This window comes from Paenibacillus sp. FSL H3-0310 (assembly GCF_038002785.1).
GTDB lineage: Bacteria > Bacillota > Bacilli > Paenibacillales > Paenibacillaceae > Paenibacillus_AQ > Paenibacillus_AQ odorifer.
Genome location: NZ_JBBODC010000002.1, coordinates 47007 through 68923, shown reverse-complemented (window position 1 = coordinate 68923; position 21917 = coordinate 47007). Strand labels below are relative to the sequence as shown.

Genomic DNA, 21917 nt, shown 5'->3' with positions numbered 1-21917 from the left:
TTAGAAAAACATCAAAATAGTGTTATAAATGAGCTATATAGTATTAGTTTTGTTCATTTTTTATCGGTATAATGCAACTATAAACACCAAATTGAAAGGTGGCAAGTACACAATGAAATTTACTGATGGTCTCTGGCTGGTTCGTGAAGGTATCACGATTAACGGCGCAGTTCAAAATTATGTTGTAGAAAAGACTCCCGAAGGATTAACAGCAATTACACAAACGACTCCAATCACAGGGCGCGCAGCAACGCTGAATTCAACCCTGCTTACTGTAAAATTCCATTCCCCGCTTCCAGGCGTGGTAGGCATTAAAATTATTCATCATGATGGTGTACAGGAACGTGGTCCGGTTTTCGAACTGACTAAAGGTACTGGCGATCATGTGAAGATTGAAGAAACGGATCTCGAAACCGTGCTGATCAGCGGCGGTCTTCGTGTAGTGATTCGCAAAGGCGAACAATGGGCGGTGGATTTCTATCGCGGCGAAGAACGTATTACAGGCAGTGGCTTTAAATCCATGGCTTACATCACCGACCAAGACGGTAACACGTACATGCGTGATGAGCTGGATCTCGGCGTAGGCGAATTCGTATATGGTCTGGGCGAACGTTTTACCGCTTTCGTGAAAAATGGACAAACCGTTGATATCTGGAACAAAGACGGCGGCACTAGCTCTGAGCAAGCTTACAAAAACATTCCTTTCTACGTATCAAGCAAAGGTTATGGCGTATTCGTGAATCATCCGGAATTGGTTTCCTATGAAATCGCTTCAGAAAAAGTGAAAAAAGCCCAATTCAGCGTAGCTGGAGAAAGCTTGGAATACTTTGTGATTGATGGACCTACCATTAAAGACGTCATTAGCAACTATACTGCTCTTACTGGTAAACCAGCGCTTCCACCAGCATGGACTTTTGGCTTGTGGCTGACAACTTCGTTCACTACCAACTATGATGAAGAGACTGTAAATTCCTTCGTAGAAGGTATGGCAGAACGTGATCTGCCGCTGCATGTATTCCACTTTGACTGCTTCTGGATGCGTGAGTATCAATGGACTGATTTTGAATGGGATAAACGTGTATTCCCAGATCCAGAGGGCATGCTGAAACGCCTGAAGGAAAAAGGTCTGAAGATCTGCGTATGGATCAACTCTTATATTGGTCAACGTTCACGCTTGTTTGAAGAAGGCAAGAAAAACGGCTACCTGATCAAAAAGCCTAACGGCGATGTTTATCAATGTGACCTGTGGCAAGCGGGTATGGGACTGGTGGATTTCACTAACCCTGCGGCTTGTGAATGGTATGCCGGCTACCTGCGTGATTTGGTAGATATGGGCGTAGACAGCTTCAAGACAGACTTCGGTGAGCGGATTCCTACAGATGTAGTTTATTTCGACGGATCTGATCCGATGAAAATGCACAACTACTACACTCAACTGTACAACAAAGTTGTATTTGAAGTATTGGAAGAGAAGCTTGGTAAGAATGAGGCAGCATTGTTCGCACGTTCTGCAACTGCTGGCGGCCAACAATTCCCAGTTCACTGGGGCGGAGATTGCTACGCAGATTATGAATCCATGGCAGAAAGCCTTCGCGGCGGTTTGTCTCTGGGCTTGTCCGGTTTCGGTTTCTGGAGTCACGATATCGGTGGTTTCGAGAACACTGCTCCGGCACATGTATTTAAACGCTGGTTAGCTTTTGGACTGTTGTCCAGCCACAGCCGTCTGCACGGCAGCACTTCGTACCGTGTGCCTTGGGCGTACGATGATGAAGCTTGTGATGTTACCCGCTTCTTCACGAAGCTTAAATGCAGCTTGATGCCTTACCTGTATGATGTGGCTGGGCAGGCTGCAGAGCATGGCTGGGCTTCTATGCGGGCGATGGTTATGGAATTCCCGGAAGATCCAACATGCGAAGTGCTCGATCGCCAATACATGCTGGGTGATTCCTTGCTCGTAGCGCCTATTTTCCAAGAAAACGGCGAAGTGAAATACTATCTGCCAGCAGGTCGCTGGACTCACCTGTTATCTGGTGAAACTGTACAAGGCGGATCATGGCGCAAAGAGAAATATGATTTCTTCAGCCTGCCACTGTTCGTTCGTCAGAACTCCTTGCTGGCAATCGGCAGCATCGACAACAAACCGGATTATGACTTTGCGGATGGCGTGAAATTTGGCCTGTATTCACTTGAAGAAGGTACTACTACTTCTGCAACCGTACGTGATCTTAAAGGTGCTCCTGAATTGACTGTGAAGGCTGCCCGCAAAGGCAACAGCGTAACAGTTACTGCAGAAGGCAGCGGTAAAGAATTCTCGCTTTCCCTTAAAGATCTGGGAGCTATCGCTTCCGTAGAAGGTGCAGAGCAAGTGGATGAGACTACAGTGAAAGTAAACGCAGGTGCAAAATCTGTATCGTTTACCATTACACTGAAATAAGATGATTTCTTAAAGCATATTGATATAGCCATAACCTCTCTTGTAGACTGGGTGAACGATCCGTTCCCTGGTTTATAGGAGAGGTTTTAGTGTTACAATCTTAACTAATAACGGGGGAAACGTTATGAATACTAATTTAATTAAGGGAAGTGGAGTTTTGAATCAGACGGACTATACCTCTGCTACGGTTCTTTCAACCGCCGCTAATTTTATTATGAATAGGCAAGAACCTTTTACACATACCTTCCGGACTTATATTCGTTTACGGGAAAACGGCCCGGTGCAGCTGAAATTTTGGCATAGCAATGCGGTGGATTCCACCTGGGACCAAGGGCTTGAAGCTTCGGGCAGTGAACCTGGGGGCAGTTGGGTGATCGAATCGGCATTTATCGCGGATGGGGGCACTGAGCCAAACGGAGCTATTATTGAGCATACACAACATGCTGTCACTTTTGAAGGCAATGTCTCCAAGTCAGTAGCGGCCGGTGAATGCTTCTGGAGTGATGAGACAAGCATCAACCTACCTGATGGCCATTACTTAGCGTTTACATGGACGATTAAGACAACTACTGCGGGTAAATCCATTCCTTTCAACGTAGAAGGGATGCTGGCAACCGCTTATGATGCGCCCGGAAATCTGGCTGCACAGGAATCAGCCGATGGGTTTACAGAATCTGACAAGCTTTTGGTACTGCCAAGCTATATCGGATATAAGAAAGCTGTGAATAAGAAGCTAGTATTTTTGGGAGATTCGATTACTCAAGGTGTGCGGACATTAAAGGACGGATACGAATATTGGGCAGCGAGAATTGCGGATGGTCTTGGTGCAGAGATTGGTGTATGGAATCTCGGCTCAGGCTGGGCTAGAGCGTATGATGTAGCTGCGGATGGCCCTTGGCTTCACAAAGCTAAACAGAGTGATGAACTGATGATTGTCCTCGGCGTAAATGATATTGATATTGGCTGCCGCTCTGCAGATGAGTTACTTGGTGATCTGACAACTATTATTGCTAAGATCAAAACAGCAAATGCTGATGCTGGTATTATTCTAAGTACGGTGCCGCCGTTTAATTTTCAGGACGTAAGAGAAGAAACTTGGCGTAGAGTGAATCACGAAATCCTGACTAACCCACCCGCTGGAGTAGACCGTGTGTTTGATATAGCAAGCCTATTATCGTTGCCTGCACCAGACGATCACCGGATCAGACCGGAATATATGAGTGGACAAGACGACCCGCATCCGAACGGCAGAGCCGGTAAGACGGTTGCGGACGCCTTTTTAAACTGGTATTGATCAACTCTTAAATGTGTCCCGGTAGTCCTTAGGTGAAGATCCAACCTGCTTCTTAAACACTTTGCTGAAATATTTAACATCATGAAACCCGACCATTTCGGAGATTTGGGCCAGCTTCAGACGAGGATTCTGCAATAGTAGTTTAGCTTTATCTATTCGAATATTAACAATAAAGTCGGAGAAGTTAATCCCGTATTCCTGTTTGAATCGGCGAGAAATATATTCACGGCTAACAAAAAACTTTCCGGCCACTTCCTGTAAGGACAGGTCGGAAGCGTAATTAAGCTCAATGTATTTGACGATATCATGCATCGGATTACGTTCTTTAGCTTGTTTCAGGGCGATTACTTCGGCCAGCTCCTGCATTAGGGTATACGACCAGTCACGCCAAGCGAATAAGGAGAACGAGTAACCGTTCGTATAAGGAGCTGGGTGAAGCTGGTCGGCCTGTTCAAGCTCGGCCAGTGCGCCTTCAGCTTCAGGGCCTAACATTTCCCGTACCAGCTGGGAACGAAATAGTAGAGCATCATTTTTCCATGAGTTTAGGATTTCTGGTGTCACAACCCCGCCTCGGCTAAGCTCATCTACCCAGTGCTGCGCAGCTGTTGATAATATCTCTGGACTTCCGCTGATGACTGCCATTTTCCAATCTTCCTTGACGTCAGCAAAGTTCGTTGTTGATACATTACCGCGAACCTCTGCTTTGGCGATCTCTTTACGATCTCTGAACTCTTCGGAGGAAGAGGAGAAATGGCAGTAATCCTCATGAATTAATAAGTTTCGGCGTTGTAAGGCCTCTGCCACCTCTGCACGCTGATAAGGTAACTGCTTAGGTAAGTTGCCGATGCTGCTGATTCCAAAATGCATTCGGACCTGCAAGGTAGAGTAGATGCCATGATTGATTCTGCCTATTAGCTCGACCACAGAGGTTTGAATATCCCACAGAATAATCGCAATCTCCGGAGGACCTCCCCAATAACGAAAAGCAACACCCTTATGCGGACTGTGCAAAAATTCATTACAAATATTGACGATAGCGTAGTTCATTAGCTCGGTGTCTCCGCCAAAACGTTTAATCAACGGATTGTTACCCGCATCTGTCTGCACCAATATTAACCGAGCGGAATGGATGTTTTCCGGAATGATACCATCACTGCATAACCTCCGCAAAGATAAATCAGAATTGATCGGATCATCAATTAGTGCAGATAATAGCTTTTCCCCATAAATGGGCTTGAACTCATTAAGCTGAATACTCTGTTTCTGCCGTTCGCTTCGGTCGTCTTCTTCTGAGCGCCAGGCTGCAACTGCTTTAGCTACCGCTACATTGATTGCCTCGGCTTCGATAGGTTTCAGGATATAATCAATACCCCCATGCCGCACAGTCTGCCGTACGAACTCAAAATCATTATGTCCGCTGACTACAATAAACTTAGTGTTGCCGGCGAATTCGTTCACCCAGGTCATTAACTCTATCCCATTACCTGATTCCATCATCATATCCATAATGACTAATGCTGGTTTAGCCTGCCGGATGATCTCGATGGCTTCATTTCCATTTCCGGCTTCCAGAATTTCATCTATTTGATGGGCGTCCCAGTCGACAAGCAGTCTGACTGCCTTTCTAACTCTTGCCTCGTCATCAACAATCAACGCCTTCATATCTTTTCACGCTCCGCTATAATTTCAATTTCCAATTTCACTACTACTCCGCCTGCTCTAAGGTTATCCACAGTTAAAGTGGCACTATCTCCGCACACAAACTTGAGTCGAGCCAGAACGTTCGGCAGACCAATACCTGATCCTGTAGCTTCCTTGGTTTGCTCTGTATTTCTTAATAAATCTATATCTGTTCTAGTAGGATGCTGTAGCTTCTGCTTTAAAAGATCTAACTTCGCTGAAGGGATCGCATTTCCGTTATTTTGGATACAGATTTCCATCCGGTTGTCATCCACTCTTGCTGCGGTGATTTCAATGAATCCGTCACTGCGGGAAAGATTAAAGCCGTGTTTGAAATAATTTTCTACAATAGGCTGTAAAATCATTTTCGGCATAAACGTCTCTAAAAGTGATTCCTCCATATCGTAGCGGAAACTGAACTTATTTTCAAAACGTTCCTTTTGCAGTTCAATGTAGGCTTTGACATGATCCAGCTCATCCTTAACAGTTACGATCTTCTCCTCATTGTACATGCTGTAGCGCATCATTTTGGCTAGAGCTGAGAGAAGTGAGTAAATTTGGGGCACTTTAAGCTCTAAGGCCAGCGTGCCAATGATCTGTAACGTGTTATTCAGAAAATGCGGGTTGATTTGTGCCTGCAGTGCCCGCAGTTCATTGGTCTTATTGGACAATTCCAGCTTGTACTCTCTTAAAATCAGGTTGTTGATCGTGTCCATCATACTGCGGAATCGCTCGGTAACCACGCCAATCTCATCTTTGCCCATAGGTTGAATTTCAACATCAAGATTACCGGTCTGCACCTGATTCATGTAACGAGTCAACTGCTTGATAGGAGCCGTGATTCGAAAAGAGATCAGGGTCGTTAACGTGGCAATTGTAATCAAAAGTAGAACAAGGAGGAATATATTGATCGCTGCCGCCTCGTTAGCTTCCCGGAAAAGATAGGACGTAGGAATCTGCTTCACGAGGGTCCAATTTAAACCTTGGGTTTCGATTCTTTGGTAAATAAACACAGCATCTTCCTCTTCAAAATACCCTTGCGAGCTTTGATTCGTGGCGATTTGCTTGTTGTACCAAGAAGCGTGTAGGCGCTTGCCGTATTCCTCACTGTTGCTTCCGTATACAATCCTGCCATCGCCATCCAGCAGCCAAATGTTCTCCTGCTTCTGATCATATAACTGGCTGACGATGTCGGTAAGAGCCGTTAGCTTAACATCGATCGACAGGAAGCCGAGTGGGGTGGTAGTGGGAATCCTTTCAATTCGTCTATGCAATGTGAACACAGGCTCCGGTATGAGTTGCGGGATAGGTGAAGTTAGGCCATAGCTGTGACTTATATGTGTACTTTGTATAAACACAGGAGAACTGCTAGTGATCTCTGAGTCGGCATAAGGGGGGATACCCTGCCAACGTTTGGGTGTATTTTGGGTGAGCAAAGTGGCTTTTCTATCCTTTACACCGTAAAGATACACCTGGGATATATCTGGCATGGATGAAGAAATGTAATTTAGAGAAGAATAAATTCGTGTATTTGCTGCCATATCCTCGTATCCCGCTTCGAGCAGTCTGTAGAAATCTGAATCTGAATAGACGATAAGGGAGAGACGATTGATCTCCTGAATCAGACTTTCGATGTTTCTATTGCCTTGAAAGAGGAGGTTCGTATTCTCATCTACTGCCCTTGTTCTTAGGGATTGAGTGCTATAGTGATAGCTAATAAACATGGTGGCCATAATACAGATTAACGTTGGCAGTAGGATAAAAACGATCAATTTTGTGCGAATCGTGTTCCATTTCATCGAAATTTGTCACATCCGATCAATATTTTACACCTGAAAGATCACTTTAGTAGGTGTGAGGTACCCTGAAAAAAACAGATAATATGTGTATAAAGCATAAACAAGTAAGTGAGCAAAAGAAAGGGGGGGGCAATAAATGCGCGGCACTAAGTTGTCCCAGTTAGGTCAACAGCTTTTTTTCGTTGGTCCGGCAGTTTTGTTTTTTACCTTAATAACGATTATCCCATTTTTGATGGGGATGTATTACTCTTTCACAGATTGGAACGGTGTATCCGGTAATGTAAGTTGGGTCGGATTTCAAAACTTTTCCACTATTTTCTCAAATGACCCTGACTTCTGGTCTTCCTTTTGGTTCACGGTAAGATTTACGGTGTTAGGTGTGATTTTGACTAACGTGGTAGGCTTCTTCTTAGCTTATCTGTTAACTAAACCTTTAAAGACACGTAACATGCTTCGGACTATTTTCTTTATGCCGAACGTTATCGGGGGATTGTTGCTTGGTTTCATCTGGCAATTTATCTTCATCAAAGGGTTCGCCACTATGGGCGACCTCACAGGATGGTCCTTCTTTAATCTTCCTTGGCTCGGTGATGCCACAACAGGATTCTGGGCGATTGTAATGGTCTTTGTTTGGCAGTCTTCCGGTTATCTAATGGTTATCTACATTGCCTCGTTGAGTAACGTATCTAAAGAAGTACTAGAAGCGGCTGATATTGATGGTGCATCCCGTTGGCAGGTGCTACGCAATATCGTAGTTCCGCTAATTATGCCTGCTGTAACTATCGGATTATTCTTGGCCATTTCCTGGTCATTCAAAATGTTTGACCTTAACTTGTCCTTGACGAAGGGCGGACCGTTCAAATCGACGGAATCCGTTGCTATGAATATTTACAATGAAGCCTTCCTGAACAATCGTTACGGGCTGGGTACTGCAAAAGCGCTGCTGTTCTTTGTAATTGTAGCCATCATTACTCTGATTCAGGTCCGTATCACGAAGAGCAAGGAGGTTGAAGCGTAATGAAACCTACGGAAAAAAAGAGATGGAATATTGGTACGGAAGTGATAATGATCCTTCTGGCGCTGCTCTTTCTCTCTCCATTCTATTTCTTGCTCGCAAACTCGGTGAAATCCTTCGGTGAAATTCTGAGTGATGCGGCAAGCTGGCCAAAAGTATTTATGTGGTCGAACTATTCAACCGCCTGGAAATTAGCCCGTTTCGGTGAAGCATTCCGAAACTCGGTTATTATCACAGTGATCAGTGTTATTCTAATCTCTCTGTTCAGTGCGATGGCATCTTATCGTATGGTTCGGGCGAATACGAAATTCAATCAGTTCTTGCTGCTTATCTTTGTAGCAGCAATGGTAGTTCCGTTCCAAACGATTATGATTCCTATTCTGAAGGTCGTAAATGTTATTGGAGTAAATAACTCTTTCCTTGGTTTGATTATCACGAATCTAGGAATCAGTGTTCCGATGGCGATCTTCCTGTTCCACGGCTTTATCAAGTCCGTTCCTCTTGAAATTGAAGAGGCGGCTACAGTAGATGGATGTAATCCTATTACCGTGTTCTTCCGTATTGTGCTTCCTTTGCTGAAGCCAATGGTGATGACAACAATCGTGCTAAACGCACTTGGAATATGGAATGACTATCTGTTGCCATCCTTGATTCTTCAGGCACCAGAGCTTCGGACCATTCCACTAGCGACTTTCTCCTTCTTTGGTCAATACACCAAACAATGGGATATGGCACTTCCGGCTCTCGTAATCGGGGTCGCACCAATTATCATTTTCTACCTGTTTATGCAACGTTACATTGTTGAGGGAATAGCGGCTGGCTCGGTGAAAGGTTAACACCGAGCCCTCCGTTCCAAATATTTTTTAAGCAGTCCACTATTTTAAGGGGGAATATATAATGAAGAAGAAACACTCCGCAGTTGCTCTATCAGCAGTAATGGCAATGAGTTTAGCTCTAACGGCATGTGGTGGTAATAATAACGCTTCTAGTAACTCACAAAATGGAAGCGCTGGCACAAATTCAGGTGAAGTGAAGACCGTTAAGATCTTCCAATTCAAAACTGAAATCGTAGAAGGCCTCAATGAGCTTAAGGTAGAATTCGAAAAAGAATACCCTAACATCAAGCTGGATATCCAAACAGTTGGTGGTGGTGCGGACTACGCAGCAGCATTGAAAACTAAATTCGCTTCCGGCGATGCGCCTGATATTTTCTCCAATGGTGGATATGCAGAAATGGAACTTTGGGGAGACAAGATGGAAGATCTGTCCGACCAACCTTGGGTAAAAGATCTGATTCCTATGGCTGCAGAGCCTATGACTAAAGATGGCAAAGTATATGGTATGGCAATGAACCTTGAGGGTATCGGTATTGTGTATAACAAGGACTTGTTCGCTAAAGCGGGAATCACTGAAACTCCAAAAACATTGTCACAGCTTGAAGAAGCGGCTAAAAAGCTGCAAGCTATCGACGTAACTCCTTTTGGTAATGCATATCAGGAATGGTGGCTGCTAGGTAACCAAGGGATCAGCGTAGCCTTTGCACAACAAGATAATGTAGATGAATTCATCAAAGGTTTGAATGAAGGAACTGGTACAATTGTAGGCAATAAAACGTTTGAAGAGTGGAGCAAGTATCTCAAACTGACTTTACAATACGGACAAAAGAATCCTTTGACCACAGATGCTAACACTCACCTGGCAATGTTCGCAAAAGGCGAAACTGCAATGATGCAAGAAGGTAACTGGGCACAAACTCTTGTTGATAACATCACTCCTGATATGAACATTGGTATGTTCCCTATGCCAATCAATGAAGATGCTGAGAAGAATGACAAAATGACTGTTGGTATCCCTGCGAACCTTGTAGTCAACAAAGAATCCGGTTCTAAAGAAGAAGCAAAAACTTTCTTGAACTGGTTGGTAACTTCCGATATGGGTAAAGAGTACATCGTTAAAAAATGGAAATTCATCCCTGCTTTGTCCACAATCGAAGCAACACCTGAAGACATCGGTATGCTTGGAGCAGACGTATGGAACTATGTAAAAGAAAACAAAGTTTATGGCCTGCAATCCTCTAAATTCCCTGATGGTGTAACGCAAGAATTTGCCAGCGTGATTCAACAGTTCATTGCTGACAAGGTTGACGTTAACGGTTGGATGACTGGTATGCAAGCTGCATGGGACAAGCTTAAAAAATAAGTAAAGCACATTATAGAGAAGATTTAATGGATATTAGTGGTTAACAGAAGCGCTCTCCGTATACCTCATCAATTTGAGACGGGGAGCGCTTTTTTTGGGAAACAGGGCTGATTATCAAGGGATGGGGAGAAGCGCCAATGAAACGATATGATCATGTTCAGATGGGTGTGGACTATTACCCGGAGCATTGGGATGAATCCATGTGGGAACCAGATATCAAGTTGATGAAAGAAACAGGTGTTAAAGTAGTCCGGGTTGCTGAGTTCGCATGGAGCCGACTGGAGCCAACTGAGGGGAATTACCAGTTTGAGTGGCTGGACCGTGCGCTGGACCTTTTTCATCAATATGATCTGCAGGTTGTGATGGGTACGCCAACAGCTACACCGCCAAGATGGTTAACGACGAAATTTCCGGATGTGCTTCCGGTGTTTGCTAATGGAGAGATTTTTCACCCGGGGGTACGTGGACACCGCTGCTATAACAGCACATCGCTGCGTGAGTATGGCAGCCGTATTATTCTGCGTCTTGCCGAACGTTACAGTGAACACCCGGCCGTCATAGGCTGGCAGACTGATAATGAATTTGGCATGTTGGATTGTCATTGTGACGCTTGTAATACTGCTTTTCGAGCATGGGTACAAGCTAAATACGGAACACTGGCTGAGGTCAATGCAGAATGGGGAACCGTTGTTTGGAGCGGGGAGTACAGCGATTGGAATGAGCTTACCGTGCCGTTGGGCGGATCACCTCATCAGAATCCATCTTTTCTGCTGGACTTTCAGCGGTTTCAGTGGGATTCGGTGGTAGCGTTTCAGACAGCGCAGATCAATATTTTGCGTATGATTTGTCCAGAGCATTTCATAACCCATAACTTTCACAGCTATCCGCAGCGTCTCGATATGTACGCAGTGGGTGCAGATCTGGACGTGGCTGCGTTTGATTATTATCCGAATACTTCGCCAACCAAACAAGAGACAACGGCTTATAGCGGAGCACTTTCATTGGACGTAACCCGTGGCATCAAACGCCAAAACTTCTGGATCATGGAGCAGCTGAGTGGATCTCCGGGTTGTTGGATGCCGATGTGGCGAACCCCTTATCCGGGACTGATTCGTGCCTATGCATGGCAGGCGATTGCTAGAGGTGCGGATACTGTTGTTCATTTTCGCTGGAGAAGTGCAACTTCAGGAGCAGAACAATTCTGGCACGGGCTGATTGATCACAGCAATGTTCCCGGACGCAGATTAGCGGAGTTCACGCAGCTATGTCATGAGGTTAATGGGCTGAGCGGCAAGCTCCAAGGAACGATGCTGAAAAACGAAGTGGCTATCCTCCATTCTCATGAAGAGAAGGCTGCGCTGGATATTCAGCCGCAGGCAGAGGGCTTTGATTATTATGAGAACATTAAGCAGATTCACCGGGCGGTGACCAAGCTTGGCATGGGCTGCGATGTTATCGACCTCAGACAACCGCTTGATGGATACAAAGTAGTAATCGCTCCAAATTTATATTTGCTGGATGAGGAGATCGTACGTAATCTGGAGGATTTTGCCCTCGCTGGCGGGACCTTGCTGATCACCAACCGTAGTGGCGTCAAAAATATAAACAACATCGCAGTCATGCAACCGCTGCCTGGGCAGCTGAGCTATTGTACCGGCGTTGAAGTGCTGGAGTATGATCCGATTGGCGTTGAAACACATGTCATCGTGGATGCGGAGGGTAACCCATATGAATGTACGCAGTGGTGCGACATCCTCCGACCTGTAGTGGCCCAGCCAATTGCCTGGTATGGTGATGATTTCTATCGCAGCACACCCGCTATAACTGTTAATTCCTTCGGCAAAGGTCAGGTTTATTACTTTGGAACCCATGCGGAAGAGCAATACTGGTCAGTTCTATTGGAGAACCTGGCTAAGGAAAAAGGGTTGTTATGCTTTGAAGGATTGCCAAACGGAGTACATGCCTCCGTGCGGACTGGAGATCAGGGAAGCTTCTTGTTCCTGCTTAATCTGAGCCGCGAGTCGGTGATCGTTCCGTTGCCACGAGAATACAGCAGCCTGCTGGATAATAAGATTCGATCGGGAGAGCTTCAGCTCGAGCCGTATGGTGTAGAGGTGCTGGAGATTTGAGTGGTTTTGAGTAAAGAGATTTTGGAGTGGGTTTGGGAGTGTGGCAGGAGAGGGGAAAGTGTGGAGTGGGGAATGTGTGGAGTAGGGTGAAGTGAAGGTTGGTGAAGATGGAGTGAGGGATGTGTGGAGTAGGGTGAAGTGAAGGTTGGTGAAGATGGAGTGGGGAATGTGTGGAGTAGGGTGAAGTGAAGGTTGGTGAAGATGGAGTGAGGGATGTGTGGAGTAGGGTAAAGTGAGGTTGGTGAAGATGGAGTGAGGGATGTGTGGAGTAAGGGAAGAGCGGTGTAGGGGAATGTGTGGGGTAGGAATAGTGAAGTAAGTGGAAGTGGGGAGTAAAAAATGAGTGGAGTAGGGCATGTAGAAACTTCAACAGAAGCACAACAGAAAATAGTTGCACTTCGTACACTTATTTGAAGCATTGGAGTACTTAATTGGTTTTAGTTGCACTTTGTGCAGCTAAAAATTGGCTAATCCCGCTGTAAGGCCATATTCCGAGAATATAGTTGCACAGAATACACTTATATGGATAATTTCTGCCGTGCAGGCTATTTTAAGTGTACAAAGTGCAATTATTTCGTCTGACTTACTCATACTGACTGAAGAGAGCTGCACAATGGAGTCCCCAACATGAGCAGATTCCCACATGGAGTCCCTAACATGGGCAGATTTCCATAAGGAGTCCCAACATGGGCAGATTTCCATAAGGAGTCCCAATATGGGCAGATTTCCACATGGAATCCACCATGAGCAAATTTCCACATGGAGTCCACCATGAGCAGATTTCCACATGGAGTCCACCATGAGCAGATTTCCACATGGAGTCCCACCATGTGCAGATCTGCACGATCCATCTCAGAGGTGCCGTACACTCGCAGCCAAATGCACCCAGCCACCGTACCGCCCATTTCTACACAATAGTAGCGCATACCATACTCTTACTACGTTCTAGCCGCATATTCCCAGCGAGCAATTTTTCCACAGTAGGCGGGGCATGTTTAATGCAGGCGTCTAAATTGCTCCGGCGTAGTCCCGGATTGCTTGCGAAATGTGGCTACATAATGGCTGACATCGCGGAAGCCGACTAGCTGGGAGATAGCTTTTACCGTAAGATCGGGTTGGCTTACGAGCATTTCTTTGCTTTTCCGGATGCGTAAACGTACGAAATAGGCATAAGGCGAGAGTCCGAAAGTTTGGACGAATAGGTTGTTAAGATAGCGCCCAGATACGCCTAGTTCATCGGCTAGATCGTTCAGTCCAAGATCAGGATCGCCATAATGGCTGTCCATCCATTTTAGCAGTGGCTGCAGCTTATCTACATTGCGGGAAATCGCCGTATTATTTTGAAGCTGGCCATATTTACTCAAAGTAAGCAAAAAACGATAAGCATCTGTTGAGGCGCCGAGACCAAACATATCCTGATAGGCATCATGACGATCCAGCATCTCCTTCAGCAGATTTGGGAGAGGCGCTTCATTTTCCCAACGGTAAAAAGAATTACTATTCATCCCAAGCGTCTCCAAAATAGAGTGTGCCGAATCGCCACCAAACGTTAGATAATAGGTACCCCAGTTTTTGGTGGAAGCCTCATAACGATGGGGTGTATAAGGAAGTAGTAATACGCCGCTGCCTTCGGGCAGGGAAAAGGTTTTATTGTCAAAATGGATGATCCCTTCACCTTCTGAGGTTTGAAGCCAATGATACGTGTCATAACCATCGGGGCGGGATACTTTTTCCTGATCATGATTGTGCCCCATACTGTCTAAAGTGATTGGCAAGTGCTGTCCACCTTCATGGACGAATACGATCCTGCGATGCATGATTTCGGACAATGTTATCCTCTCCTGTTAGTTCTATATTCTTATATGTATGAGATATTATTTTATATTTAAAGGGCAACCTTAACCATTTACAATAGATATATAATTATACTATAAAGGGTGTGCGAAGTGTGATTAACGATAAATTACCTAAAATTTGGTACGGTGGAGACTACAATCCGGAGCAATGGGATGCGCCAGTATGGGCTGAGGATGAACGGATGTTCAAGCTGGCGGGAATTGATGTTGCCACAATTAATGTGTTTTCCTGGGCTTTAATCCAACCTTCCGAAGATACTTATGATTTCTCCTCATTGGATGAATTAATGGATAGACTATATAAAAATGGAACTTATGTATGTCTAGCTACAGGAACAGGAGCACATCCAGCTTGGATGGCTCATCGTTATCCTGAAGTGACCCGTGTCGATGTGCAGGGCAGAAAACGTAAGTTCGGCGGACGTCATAACTCCAATCCGAACAGTTCAGTTTACCGCAAGTATGCAGCGAAGCTGGCTGGTAAGCTGGCAGAACGCTACAAGGATCATCCGGCACTGGTAGCTTGGCATATTTCTAATGAATATGGTGGCTATGATTATTCCGAACAGTCCGCTGCTGCCTTCCGTGTCTGGTTGAAGGAGCGTTATGGTTCGCTGGATGCTTTGAACAAGGCTTGGAATACACGCTTTTGGGGACATACGTTTTATGATTGGGAAGAAATTGTGGTGCCAAATGAGCTGAGTGAAGAATGGAACGGTAACCGTACTAACTTCCAAGGAATCTCGTTGGACTATCGCCGTTTTATGTCTTATAGCTTGCTCGAATGTTACAAAATCGAATACGAAGCGATCAAAGAACACAGCACCAACGTACCTGTTACAACGAACCTGATGGGCTTTTATCCGGAGCTGGATTATTTTGAGTGGGCCAAGCATATGGATGTAATTTCTTGGGACAACTATCCTTCACTGGACACACCGGTCAGCTTTACAGCAATGACACATGATCTTATGCGTGGATTAAAAAATGGCCAACCGTTCATGCTGATGGAGCAAACACCGAGCCAGCAGAACTGGCAACCGTACAACTCTTTGAAACGTCCAGGCGTTATGCGTCTATGGAGTTACCAGGCTGTAGCGCGTGGTGCAGATACTGTGTTGTTCTTCCAACTGCGTCGTTCGATAGGGGCTTGTGAAAAGTATCATGGAGCGGTAATTGAGCATGTGGGTCATGAACACACACGGGTATTCCGTGAATGTGCTGAGCTGGGTAAAGAGCTCGAGCAGCTTGGAGATCAACTACTGGATGCGCGCAGTGCAGCTAAGGTAGGGATCATCTACGATTGGGAAAATCGTTGGGCGCTTGATCTCTCAAGCGGTCCGTCGGTTGCCTTGGATTACGTGAATGAAGTCCACAAATATTATGATGCGCTGTATCAGCAAAATATCGAAGCCGACATGATCGGGGTCGAAGAGAACCTGTCCAAGTATGAAATTGTTATCGCACCCGTAATGTACATGGTCAAGCCAGGTTTTGCAGAGAAGGTTGAAGCTTTTGTAAAAGCGGGCGGCACATTCATTACAACTTATTTCAGCGGTATTGTTAATGAGAACGACCTCGTGACGGTTGGAGGTTATCCAGGCGAATTGCGTAAAGTGCTTGGAATTTGGGCAGAGGAAATCGATGCATTACTGCCAGGTATGAGCAATGAACTCGTGCTGGATAAAACGTGGGGTAGCTTGAGTGGTTCTTATAAATGTGATCTGCTCTGCGATCTGATCCATGCCGAAGGGGCAGAAGTTTTGGCAGAGTACGGTTCTGATTTCTATAAAGGAATGCCTGCATTGACTGTGAATAAATTTGGCGAAGGTAAAGCTTATTATGTGGCGACTAGCCCAGAAGCTGGATTCCTACAAGGATTCTTAGCGAATCTATGTGCCGAAAAGAACATTCAGCCGCTGGTAACTGCACCGGAAGGTATCGAATCTGTTCAACGTGTGAAGGATGGCGTATCTTACTTGTTCTTACTGAACCACACTGCCGGGGATTTAAGCGCGGATATTGGGGCAGCTGAGCGTACTGATCTACTGACAGGTAATGTAATCAGTGGTTCAGCAGTTGTACCGGGTCGTGGAGTATTGATTTTGTCGGACAAAAAATAGTTGAGTCTCGTCTAACCTATATAAATTTGAAATCCCCACTACAAAACGCTTTTTGAAGCTGATCGTAGGTGGGGAATTTTTTCTGTTATTTTTTGGTAGTTTAGTCGCTGCTCTTTTTGCCTTCAGCCATCCCTATTGGGTTTCCGCTGCTTAAGGTAATGCTCTCCGCCACAGTGGAATCTGATTTAAGTGTATATTGGATAATGTCATCAGCTTTCAGGTCAGCTAAGCTGATCGTGTTCTCCTGACGCGTACCATTGTCAAAGGTCATCGTTACAATTTTGGTATCAGCATCAATTGTAATATCTGTGGTTTCCTCGGAGAAGGTTTGCTGCATCCCGCCGCCCTGTGGTCCACCACCTTGTCCACCGCCGTCAGGGGCTCCGCCTTCCGGTATTCCCCCCTCTGGAGGTGTACCGTTTTCTGAGCCTTGATCACCTTCGGGTCTTTCCGGTGGAGTACCAGCCTGGCCGTTCTGCATATCGGCTCCAGCCGTATCTCCAGTGCCTTGTGCGGGCGGGGAAGGCATTTCTGACGTATAGATTGTAATTGTGTTGTCGCTAATACTCTTAATCTTGCCGAAGTTCATGGACATGCCGGGTCTGCCGTTTTGTTGATTGCCGTTTCCTTGAGATTGCTGTGCCTCAGTGTTATCTGCGGGTGTTGTGCTCGCTTGGTTATTAGTAACAGCTGTTCCTTCGGACTCCGAATTGGTGCTGCAGCCAGCCAATAGTAGAGAAGCGAGTAGACTTCCTGAGATCATAATCGGTATTAATTTCTTCATTTATTTTCTCTCCTTAATAGTTTTAGATTGATTAGGAGAAATATATCAGACGGTTCTGAAAGGTTGCTTAAGATCAGCTGAAAGTTTGCCTAAAGAAATAGATCATGTAAATGCTATATAATAATCATATAAGTGGGATAAAACTCTACAAAGGTAAGTCATGGTAAGAGATAACCAACGTTCAGGAAAGAGGCAGTACATGAAGAATTTACTCGTAACAGGCTACCGTGCGCATGAGCTCGGTATTTTTGACAATAAGCATCCGGGAATTCCTTATATCAAAAAGGCGCTGTCTAACAGATTAAAGCCGCTAATTGAAGAAGGCGTCGAATGGATTATTACCCCCGGCCAGTATGGTGTCGATCTTTGGGCTTGTGAGGTGGTATGTGAACTCAAGACTCAATATCCTGAATTGAAATTGGGGATCATTACGGCGCATACTGGACAGGAAGAGAAGTGGAAGGAAGAGAAGCAGGAGGAATACCGACGTATTATTGCGGGTGCGGACTTTTGCAGGGCGGTCAGTAATGCCCCTTATGACGGCAGCTGGCAGTTCCGGGCCAGAGATGACTTGTTGTTCCGCAAAAGTGACGGGATATTGCTCTTTTATGATGAGGATGCGGCGGAAGGCAGCCCGAAGTTTTTTAAAGAACGAGCGCTGAAGCTGCATGCAGAGGGGGACTACGAGCTGTTTCTTATTCATTCTGATGAGATTCAAAATATTGCCGATGAAGAAAATCAGCGAGATTATGAATAAAGCTACGAACGAAGACATCGCGAAATAAAAAAGCCCGAATCGGCATTGGGAAATCACCGTTACGGGCTTTAGTTTCTATTTGAACGAGAGGCGGAGAATAGGATGAGTGAGGTCAATCAAGCAGATATTTGTTATGTTATTTTGCTTAGCCCGACGAATCAAGACCGTAGAGACATGGAGATTATTCGTGGTCATGTTAAGCATTTACAAGAGCTGGACCGTAAAGGACAATTAGTGCTGTGTGGTCCCTTTAGTGATTGTCCTGGCGGTATGGTTATTGTAAGAGCGAACTCACGCGAAGAAGCCGTTCTCCTTGCCGAAAAAGATCCTTACGTGCTGTCTGGCATTCGTAGCTATGAAGTGCGTACATGGAGTCTGTCCCATGAGGGAAACAGGCATTTAGGTATTGTTCCACTTCAGGAATAGGTTTAATCAAATGAAGCTTTTTAGCGAAGGTGCTTTTCGCACCTTGTAATGCTGCTCATAGGCATAGGCTAGCTTGATAAGCGTAGGCTCCTGATAAGCTTTTGCTGAGAAGGTTACACCAAAGGGAGCGCCGGCCGAAGTGTATCCAGAAGGAACGACGATGGACGGATATCCTGCTCTGGAAGTAATTCTGGCGCCAAAATCGGCAGGGAACAGTAGGGCATCCAGATTGTATTCTTTCATAGTGGCATCGATCCCTTCTTCTTTGCACAGCTTCAGGTCAGTCGCACGATGGCGTAAATATTGAGCTTCACTTTGTGTGCCGGAGGAGGTATATTCCGCATCTATTAATGTAGCTTGACCAAATCTCAAAGTCTCCACAGGGTGTGCATGATTAAAATCAATAATATCCTTCAAGGTTCGCATAGGTGCTCCGGGGCCCAAATGAGATAAATAAGCATTCAGTGCTGTTTTGAATTCGTTTAATACCACCGAAGAGTAACTAATTTCGCGGGCGGTCTTAATATCCGCAGGATCAATGATGGTCGCTCCAAGCTCTCTCATTCTGTCGACGGAAGCGTTGAACAAAGCAAGCTGCTCATCTGTGAGCTCCTCAAAATAATAATCACGTGGTATCCCAATTCGAGCGCCCTGCAAACCATTCGGATCAAGGAATACAGTATAATCCTCGTGGATTCTACCTGTATTTGTTCCCATAGCTGCATCACGTTGATCCTTGCCCAGCATGGCGTTTAGCAGTAACACGGCATCATGAACGGTTCTAGCCATAGGGCCTGCGGTGTCTTGTGTATTGGAGAGCGGCAGGATTCCTGAACGGCTGAGCAGCCCCACGGTTGGCTTAATGCCGATGATGGAGCCCAAATTACCGGGATTAAGAATCGATCCCGAAGTTTCTGTGCCAACAGAGACCGTACAGAAATTACAAGCGACAGCTACTGCTGAACCCGCACTAGAGCCGCCGGTTGGCGTAGAAATATTGTAGGGGTTAAGGACTTGCCCGCCGCGGGAGCTGTAACCGGAGGGCATGCCGTTCGTCATAAAATTGGCGAATTCGGTCATATTGGCTTTACCCATAATAATGGCGCCGGCTTCACGCAGCTTGGTAACTATAAACGCATCTTCCCCGGCAAAAGAATTCGCCAAAGCCAGCGAACCCGCACTTGTATGCATTTTGTCCCCAGTATTGATGTTATCTTTCAATAACACAGGTATCCCGTGCAGGGGGCCGCGTGGGCCATTAATTGCCCGTTCCACATCCAGAGATTCTGCGATAAACAACGCATCAGGATTAATCTCCAGTACAGAGTTAATCGTCAGGCCGTTTTTGTCGTGATCAGCAATGCGTTCATAATACATGAGAACTAGTTGTTTTGACGTAATTTCTCCGGCTTCTAATGCAGCTTGGATGTCCGGTATGGTGGCCTCTACGATTTCAAAACTCATATGCGTTCACGCTTCTTTCCCTCTAGGATATGGCTTCTCCTTCATCTAACCATAATTTGGGTGTCGTTGGTAGTTTTCTTTTTAGACTTACATTTTGATTGGCCATTTGATATATTCAGGTCTGCATTGTAATTTTTTTTATTTTTCTAGATTAGGAGCTAAATTAAGAACATGAAAAACCACAACTTTGCTTCAAAAATTATCACTTTTTTTGTGGTGATGATAATTTTTGCTGTTTTATCTTCAAGTCAAGCCTTTGCGGAAGACAGTGATCTCAAATGTTATTTGGACGGTAAGCAATTACATTTTAATGTAAGTCCTATACTGAAAGATGGAGTTACATACGTACCTATGCGGGCGATCTTTGAAGCTTTAGGCGCAACTATTAAATGGGATAATCATGCGAAGTCGGTCTCAGCGGTTAAAGGGGATATTAACATTTTTTATCTGGTCAAGGAAGGAAGAGTAATTGTAAACGCCAAAGAGCATGAGCAAGTCTTAAAGGGTATCAATTTTCAAAATAATACACTCGTCCCTTTAAGATTTATTAGCGAAGTGTTGGGTAGTAGTGTCACTTGGGATGAAGGTACAAAATCTATTTACATAACCTCACCAGTTGCCGAGGAGAAGATTATTGCCCCGGTCAACAGAACAATTTCAGTAGGAAGCCAAGAGCAATCAAAATCGTTATCAGATGAGAGAAACAGGTTTGTTATAAACGTAAAGCACTACGGAATTAAAAATAATCAGTTGTATAGCTTGCTCGAATTTTCTAACATGGATAATAAAGACATCTCAATAAATTTTAAGTCCGGTGATCAAAAAATCATAAAGACATTCTCAAAGGAAAAGGACCCCATGCCGACTCTGAAAATTGAAAATTGTACGGAAGTAACCCATAAAGTAGTTATCGATAATATTGGCGGGAATATATATAAAATCCCGGAATTTTCAGTTAATCAGGCGTGTGTCAGTTCCAACCAATCCCAACAAGATGCGCTTGATGTATGGCGGAACAACAATTCCGGCCTCTCGGAATTAGGCAGTAACCTCGTGTCTGTCCGTAAATATATTCAAGATCAGACGGGTGGGCTGCAAAACTTTGTGATCCCAGCCAATAAAGCTGAACAGCTGATCTTGGTCGCCCCAGTTGGAGGGAAGGATAGGTTGGTTGTGGAGGGCGGTTATTTTGTAGGAGGTCTATCAAATAAGACTATAGAATTCCAACTAGATTATGAAGTGGTTTCCGAGCTCGATTTGGGTATTTATAGTTACATATATACGGAACCTGTATATTAAGGATCGTTTTATTAGAAAAGAGGTGTCCGAACGGCCAAAATAAATGGCTGCTCAGACACCTCTTTTGTTGTGAGTGTGTAGATTAAAGTCTGACAATTACTCCTGCGCTGCTGTAAATCCCTCTTCCGCTAAATATTCTTTAGCTTCCTCAAGCGTTTCAAACGCCATCTCCAGATTGAGGTCGGCATAGACATACCATAAATCATCCTCAAGCTTTAGGGTTAGGGTTTGGCCCTCATCATTAGTCCAGAGTGTATCGGCAGTTGCCGCAGCCTTTTTCTTTCTTTTGCTGGCTACAGGAGCATCAGGAATGTAAATAGACAGTGAGGTGATGGAGGCATCCAGCAAACTGCGCAGCTCGGATTCCGAGTAGTCGCGAATATTCACGAAGCCCTTATCGTCTGTCTCGTAGCCCCGCAGTAAGCCTGCGAACACATAGCCATTACCATTTGGATGCAGGTGAAAAGCCACGGTTTTCTTATCATGCTGGCTTTCCTCGTAGTGATAGTTCACGCGCCCAAGGGATACATTTTTGCGTTCCAGCTGGGGGTAAGAGTCGAGAATCGCTAATTTTTGTTCAAAAGTAAGCATATACAGCCTCCGGTTTTCGGTGTGATTGTGCACATGATTATACCATGTCGATGGATCGTAGACTATT

The 21917-nt window shown here is 45.1% G+C and carries 17 protein-coding genes; 10 read left to right on the top strand and 7 right to left on the bottom strand.

Annotated features, from left to right (window positions below; all coding sequences use genetic code 11):
- The first annotated feature begins 112 nt into the window (after positions 1-112).
- Positions 113-2434, top strand: coding sequence for an alpha-xylosidase (yicI, locus tag MHH63_RS19845; RefSeq protein ID WP_076129610.1), 2322 nt, complete (start codon positions 113-115; stop codon positions 2432-2434).
- A gap of 124 nt (positions 2435-2558) precedes the next feature.
- Positions 2559-3728, top strand: coding sequence for an SGNH/GDSL hydrolase family protein (locus MHH63_RS19840; protein ID WP_341172024.1), 1170 nt, complete (start codon positions 2559-2561; stop codon positions 3726-3728).
- On the opposite strand, the gene MHH63_RS19835 is transcribed toward MHH63_RS19840, so the two are convergent.
- Complete coding sequence (locus tag MHH63_RS19835; protein ID WP_076129608.1) at positions 3729-5390, bottom strand: response regulator transcription factor; 1662 nt, start codon at positions 5388-5390, stop codon at positions 3729-3731.
- A complete protein-coding gene (locus MHH63_RS19830) occupies positions 5387-7207 on the bottom strand; it encodes a cache domain-containing sensor histidine kinase (RefSeq protein WP_076194393.1) in 1821 nt (606 codons plus the stop codon). The genes MHH63_RS19835 and MHH63_RS19830 overlap by 4 nt, the downstream gene beginning before the upstream one ends.
- Positions 7208-7343: 136 nt before the next feature.
- Between MHH63_RS19830 and MHH63_RS19825 the strand changes: the two genes are divergently transcribed.
- From MHH63_RS19825 to MHH63_RS19810, 4 genes are all read left to right on the top strand, one after another.
- Entirely contained in the window at positions 7344-8225 is an 882-nt protein-coding gene (locus tag MHH63_RS19825) for a carbohydrate ABC transporter permease (protein ID WP_036680772.1), read from the top strand.
- Positions 8225-9058 carry a carbohydrate ABC transporter permease gene (locus tag MHH63_RS19820; protein ID WP_036680774.1) on the top strand — a complete coding sequence of 278 codons (834 nt, stop codon included), beginning with the start codon at positions 8225-8227 and terminating at the stop codon, positions 9056-9058. The genes MHH63_RS19825 and MHH63_RS19820 overlap by 1 nt, the downstream gene beginning before the upstream one ends.
- A gap of 61 nt (positions 9059-9119) precedes the next feature.
- A complete protein-coding gene (locus MHH63_RS19815) occupies positions 9120-10421 on the top strand; it encodes an ABC transporter substrate-binding protein (RefSeq protein WP_094902687.1) in 1302 nt (433 codons plus the stop codon).
- Positions 10422-10558: 137 nt separating this feature from the next.
- Positions 10559-12550: a beta-galactosidase gene (locus MHH63_RS19810; protein ID WP_341172023.1), complete on the top strand. Its 1992-nt coding sequence runs from the start codon at positions 10559-10561 to the stop codon at positions 12548-12550.
- 587 nt (positions 12551-13137) lie between these two features.
- Here the strand turns inward: MHH63_RS19810 and MHH63_RS19805 are convergent.
- Positions 13138-13476, bottom strand: a complete 339-nt coding sequence (locus MHH63_RS19805) for a hypothetical protein (RefSeq protein ID WP_341172022.1) — start codon at positions 13474-13476, stop codon at positions 13138-13140.
- A 69-nt stretch (positions 13477-13545) separates the two neighbouring features.
- The gene (locus MHH63_RS19800) at positions 13546-14379 is read right to left on the bottom strand and encodes an AraC family transcriptional regulator (protein WP_254848824.1); all 834 of its coding nucleotides are present in this window, start codon (positions 14377-14379) and stop codon (positions 13546-13548) included.
- A 119-nt stretch (positions 14380-14498) separates the two neighbouring features.
- Here MHH63_RS19800 and MHH63_RS19795 point away from each other — a divergent pair, with 119 nt between their 5' ends.
- The gene (locus tag MHH63_RS19795; RefSeq protein WP_036680780.1) at positions 14499-16529 is read left to right on the top strand and encodes a beta-galactosidase; all 2031 of its coding nucleotides are present in this window, start codon (positions 14499-14501) and stop codon (positions 16527-16529) included.
- Between the two features lie 100 nt (positions 16530-16629).
- Here MHH63_RS19795 and MHH63_RS19790 read toward each other — a convergent pair whose 3' ends face one another.
- Entirely contained in the window at positions 16630-17313 is a 684-nt protein-coding gene (locus MHH63_RS19790) for a hypothetical protein (protein WP_341172021.1), read from the bottom strand.
- Between the two features lie 199 nt (positions 17314-17512).
- Between MHH63_RS19790 and MHH63_RS19785 the strand changes: the two genes are divergently transcribed.
- Positions 17513-18070, top strand: a complete 558-nt coding sequence (locus MHH63_RS19785) for a DUF1273 domain-containing protein (RefSeq protein WP_036680784.1) — start codon at positions 17513-17515, stop codon at positions 18068-18070.
- Between the two features lie 102 nt (positions 18071-18172).
- The gene (locus tag MHH63_RS19780) at positions 18173-18496 is read left to right on the top strand and encodes a YciI family protein (RefSeq protein WP_051491142.1); all 324 of its coding nucleotides are present in this window, start codon (positions 18173-18175) and stop codon (positions 18494-18496) included.
- A gap of 6 nt (positions 18497-18502) precedes the next feature.
- Here the strand turns inward: MHH63_RS19780 and MHH63_RS19775 are convergent, their stop codons facing one another.
- Positions 18503-19960, bottom strand: a complete 1458-nt coding sequence (locus MHH63_RS19775) for an amidase family protein (RefSeq protein WP_076129603.1) — start codon at positions 19958-19960, stop codon at positions 18503-18505.
- A gap of 171 nt (positions 19961-20131) precedes the next feature.
- Here MHH63_RS19775 and MHH63_RS19770 point away from each other — a divergent pair, with 171 nt between their 5' ends.
- The gene (locus MHH63_RS19770) at positions 20132-21259 is read left to right on the top strand and encodes a copper amine oxidase N-terminal domain-containing protein (protein WP_341172020.1); all 1128 of its coding nucleotides are present in this window, start codon (positions 20132-20134) and stop codon (positions 21257-21259) included.
- A 96-nt stretch (positions 21260-21355) separates the two neighbouring features.
- On the opposite strand, the gene MHH63_RS19765 is transcribed toward MHH63_RS19770, so the two are convergent.
- Positions 21356-21850, bottom strand: coding sequence for a hypothetical protein (locus MHH63_RS19765; RefSeq protein WP_076099543.1), 495 nt, complete (start codon positions 21848-21850; stop codon positions 21356-21358).
- Positions 21851-21917 lie beyond the last annotated feature (67 nt).

What these genes read in the sequence shown, in the direction of transcription:
- yicI (WP_076129610.1), top strand. Translation starts at nt 113, where the DNA reads ATGAAATTTACTGATGGTCTCTGGCTGGTTCGTGAAGGTATCACGATT.
- MHH63_RS19840 (WP_341172024.1), top strand. Translation starts at nt 2,559, where the DNA reads ATGAATACTAATTTAATTAAGGGAAGTGGAGTTTTGAATCAGACGGAC.
- MHH63_RS19835 (WP_076129608.1), bottom strand. Translation starts at nt 5,390, where the DNA reads ATGAAGGCGTTGATTGTTGATGACGAGGCAAGAGTTAGAAAGGCAGTC.
- MHH63_RS19830 (WP_076194393.1), bottom strand. Translation starts at nt 7,207, where the DNA reads ATGAAATGGAACACGATTCGCACAAAATTGATCGTTTTTATCCTACTG.
- MHH63_RS19825 (WP_036680772.1), top strand. Translation starts at nt 7,344, where the DNA reads ATGCGCGGCACTAAGTTGTCCCAGTTAGGTCAACAGCTTTTTTTCGTT.
- MHH63_RS19820 (WP_036680774.1), top strand. Translation starts at nt 8,225, where the DNA reads ATGAAACCTACGGAAAAAAAGAGATGGAATATTGGTACGGAAGTGATA.
- MHH63_RS19815 (WP_094902687.1), top strand. Translation starts at nt 9,120, where the DNA reads ATGAAGAAGAAACACTCCGCAGTTGCTCTATCAGCAGTAATGGCAATG.
- MHH63_RS19810 (WP_341172023.1), top strand. Translation starts at nt 10,559, where the DNA reads ATGAAACGATATGATCATGTTCAGATGGGTGTGGACTATTACCCGGAG.
- MHH63_RS19805 (WP_341172022.1), bottom strand. Translation starts at nt 13,476, where the DNA reads ATGCGCTACTATTGTGTAGAAATGGGCGGTACGGTGGCTGGGTGCATT.
- MHH63_RS19790 (WP_341172021.1), bottom strand. Translation starts at nt 17,313, where the DNA reads ATGAAGAAATTAATACCGATTATGATCTCAGGAAGTCTACTCGCTTCT.
- MHH63_RS19785 (WP_036680784.1), top strand. Translation starts at nt 17,513, where the DNA reads ATGAAGAATTTACTCGTAACAGGCTACCGTGCGCATGAGCTCGGTATT.
- MHH63_RS19780 (WP_051491142.1), top strand. Translation starts at nt 18,173, where the DNA reads ATGAGTGAGGTCAATCAAGCAGATATTTGTTATGTTATTTTGCTTAGC.
- MHH63_RS19775 (WP_076129603.1), bottom strand. Translation starts at nt 19,960, where the DNA reads ATGAGTTTTGAAATCGTAGAGGCCACCATACCGGACATCCAAGCTGCA.
- MHH63_RS19770 (WP_341172020.1), top strand. Translation starts at nt 20,132, where the DNA reads ATGAAAAACCACAACTTTGCTTCAAAAATTATCACTTTTTTTGTGGTG.
- MHH63_RS19765 (WP_076099543.1), bottom strand. Translation starts at nt 21,850, where the DNA reads ATGCTTACTTTTGAACAAAAATTAGCGATTCTCGACTCTTACCCCCAG.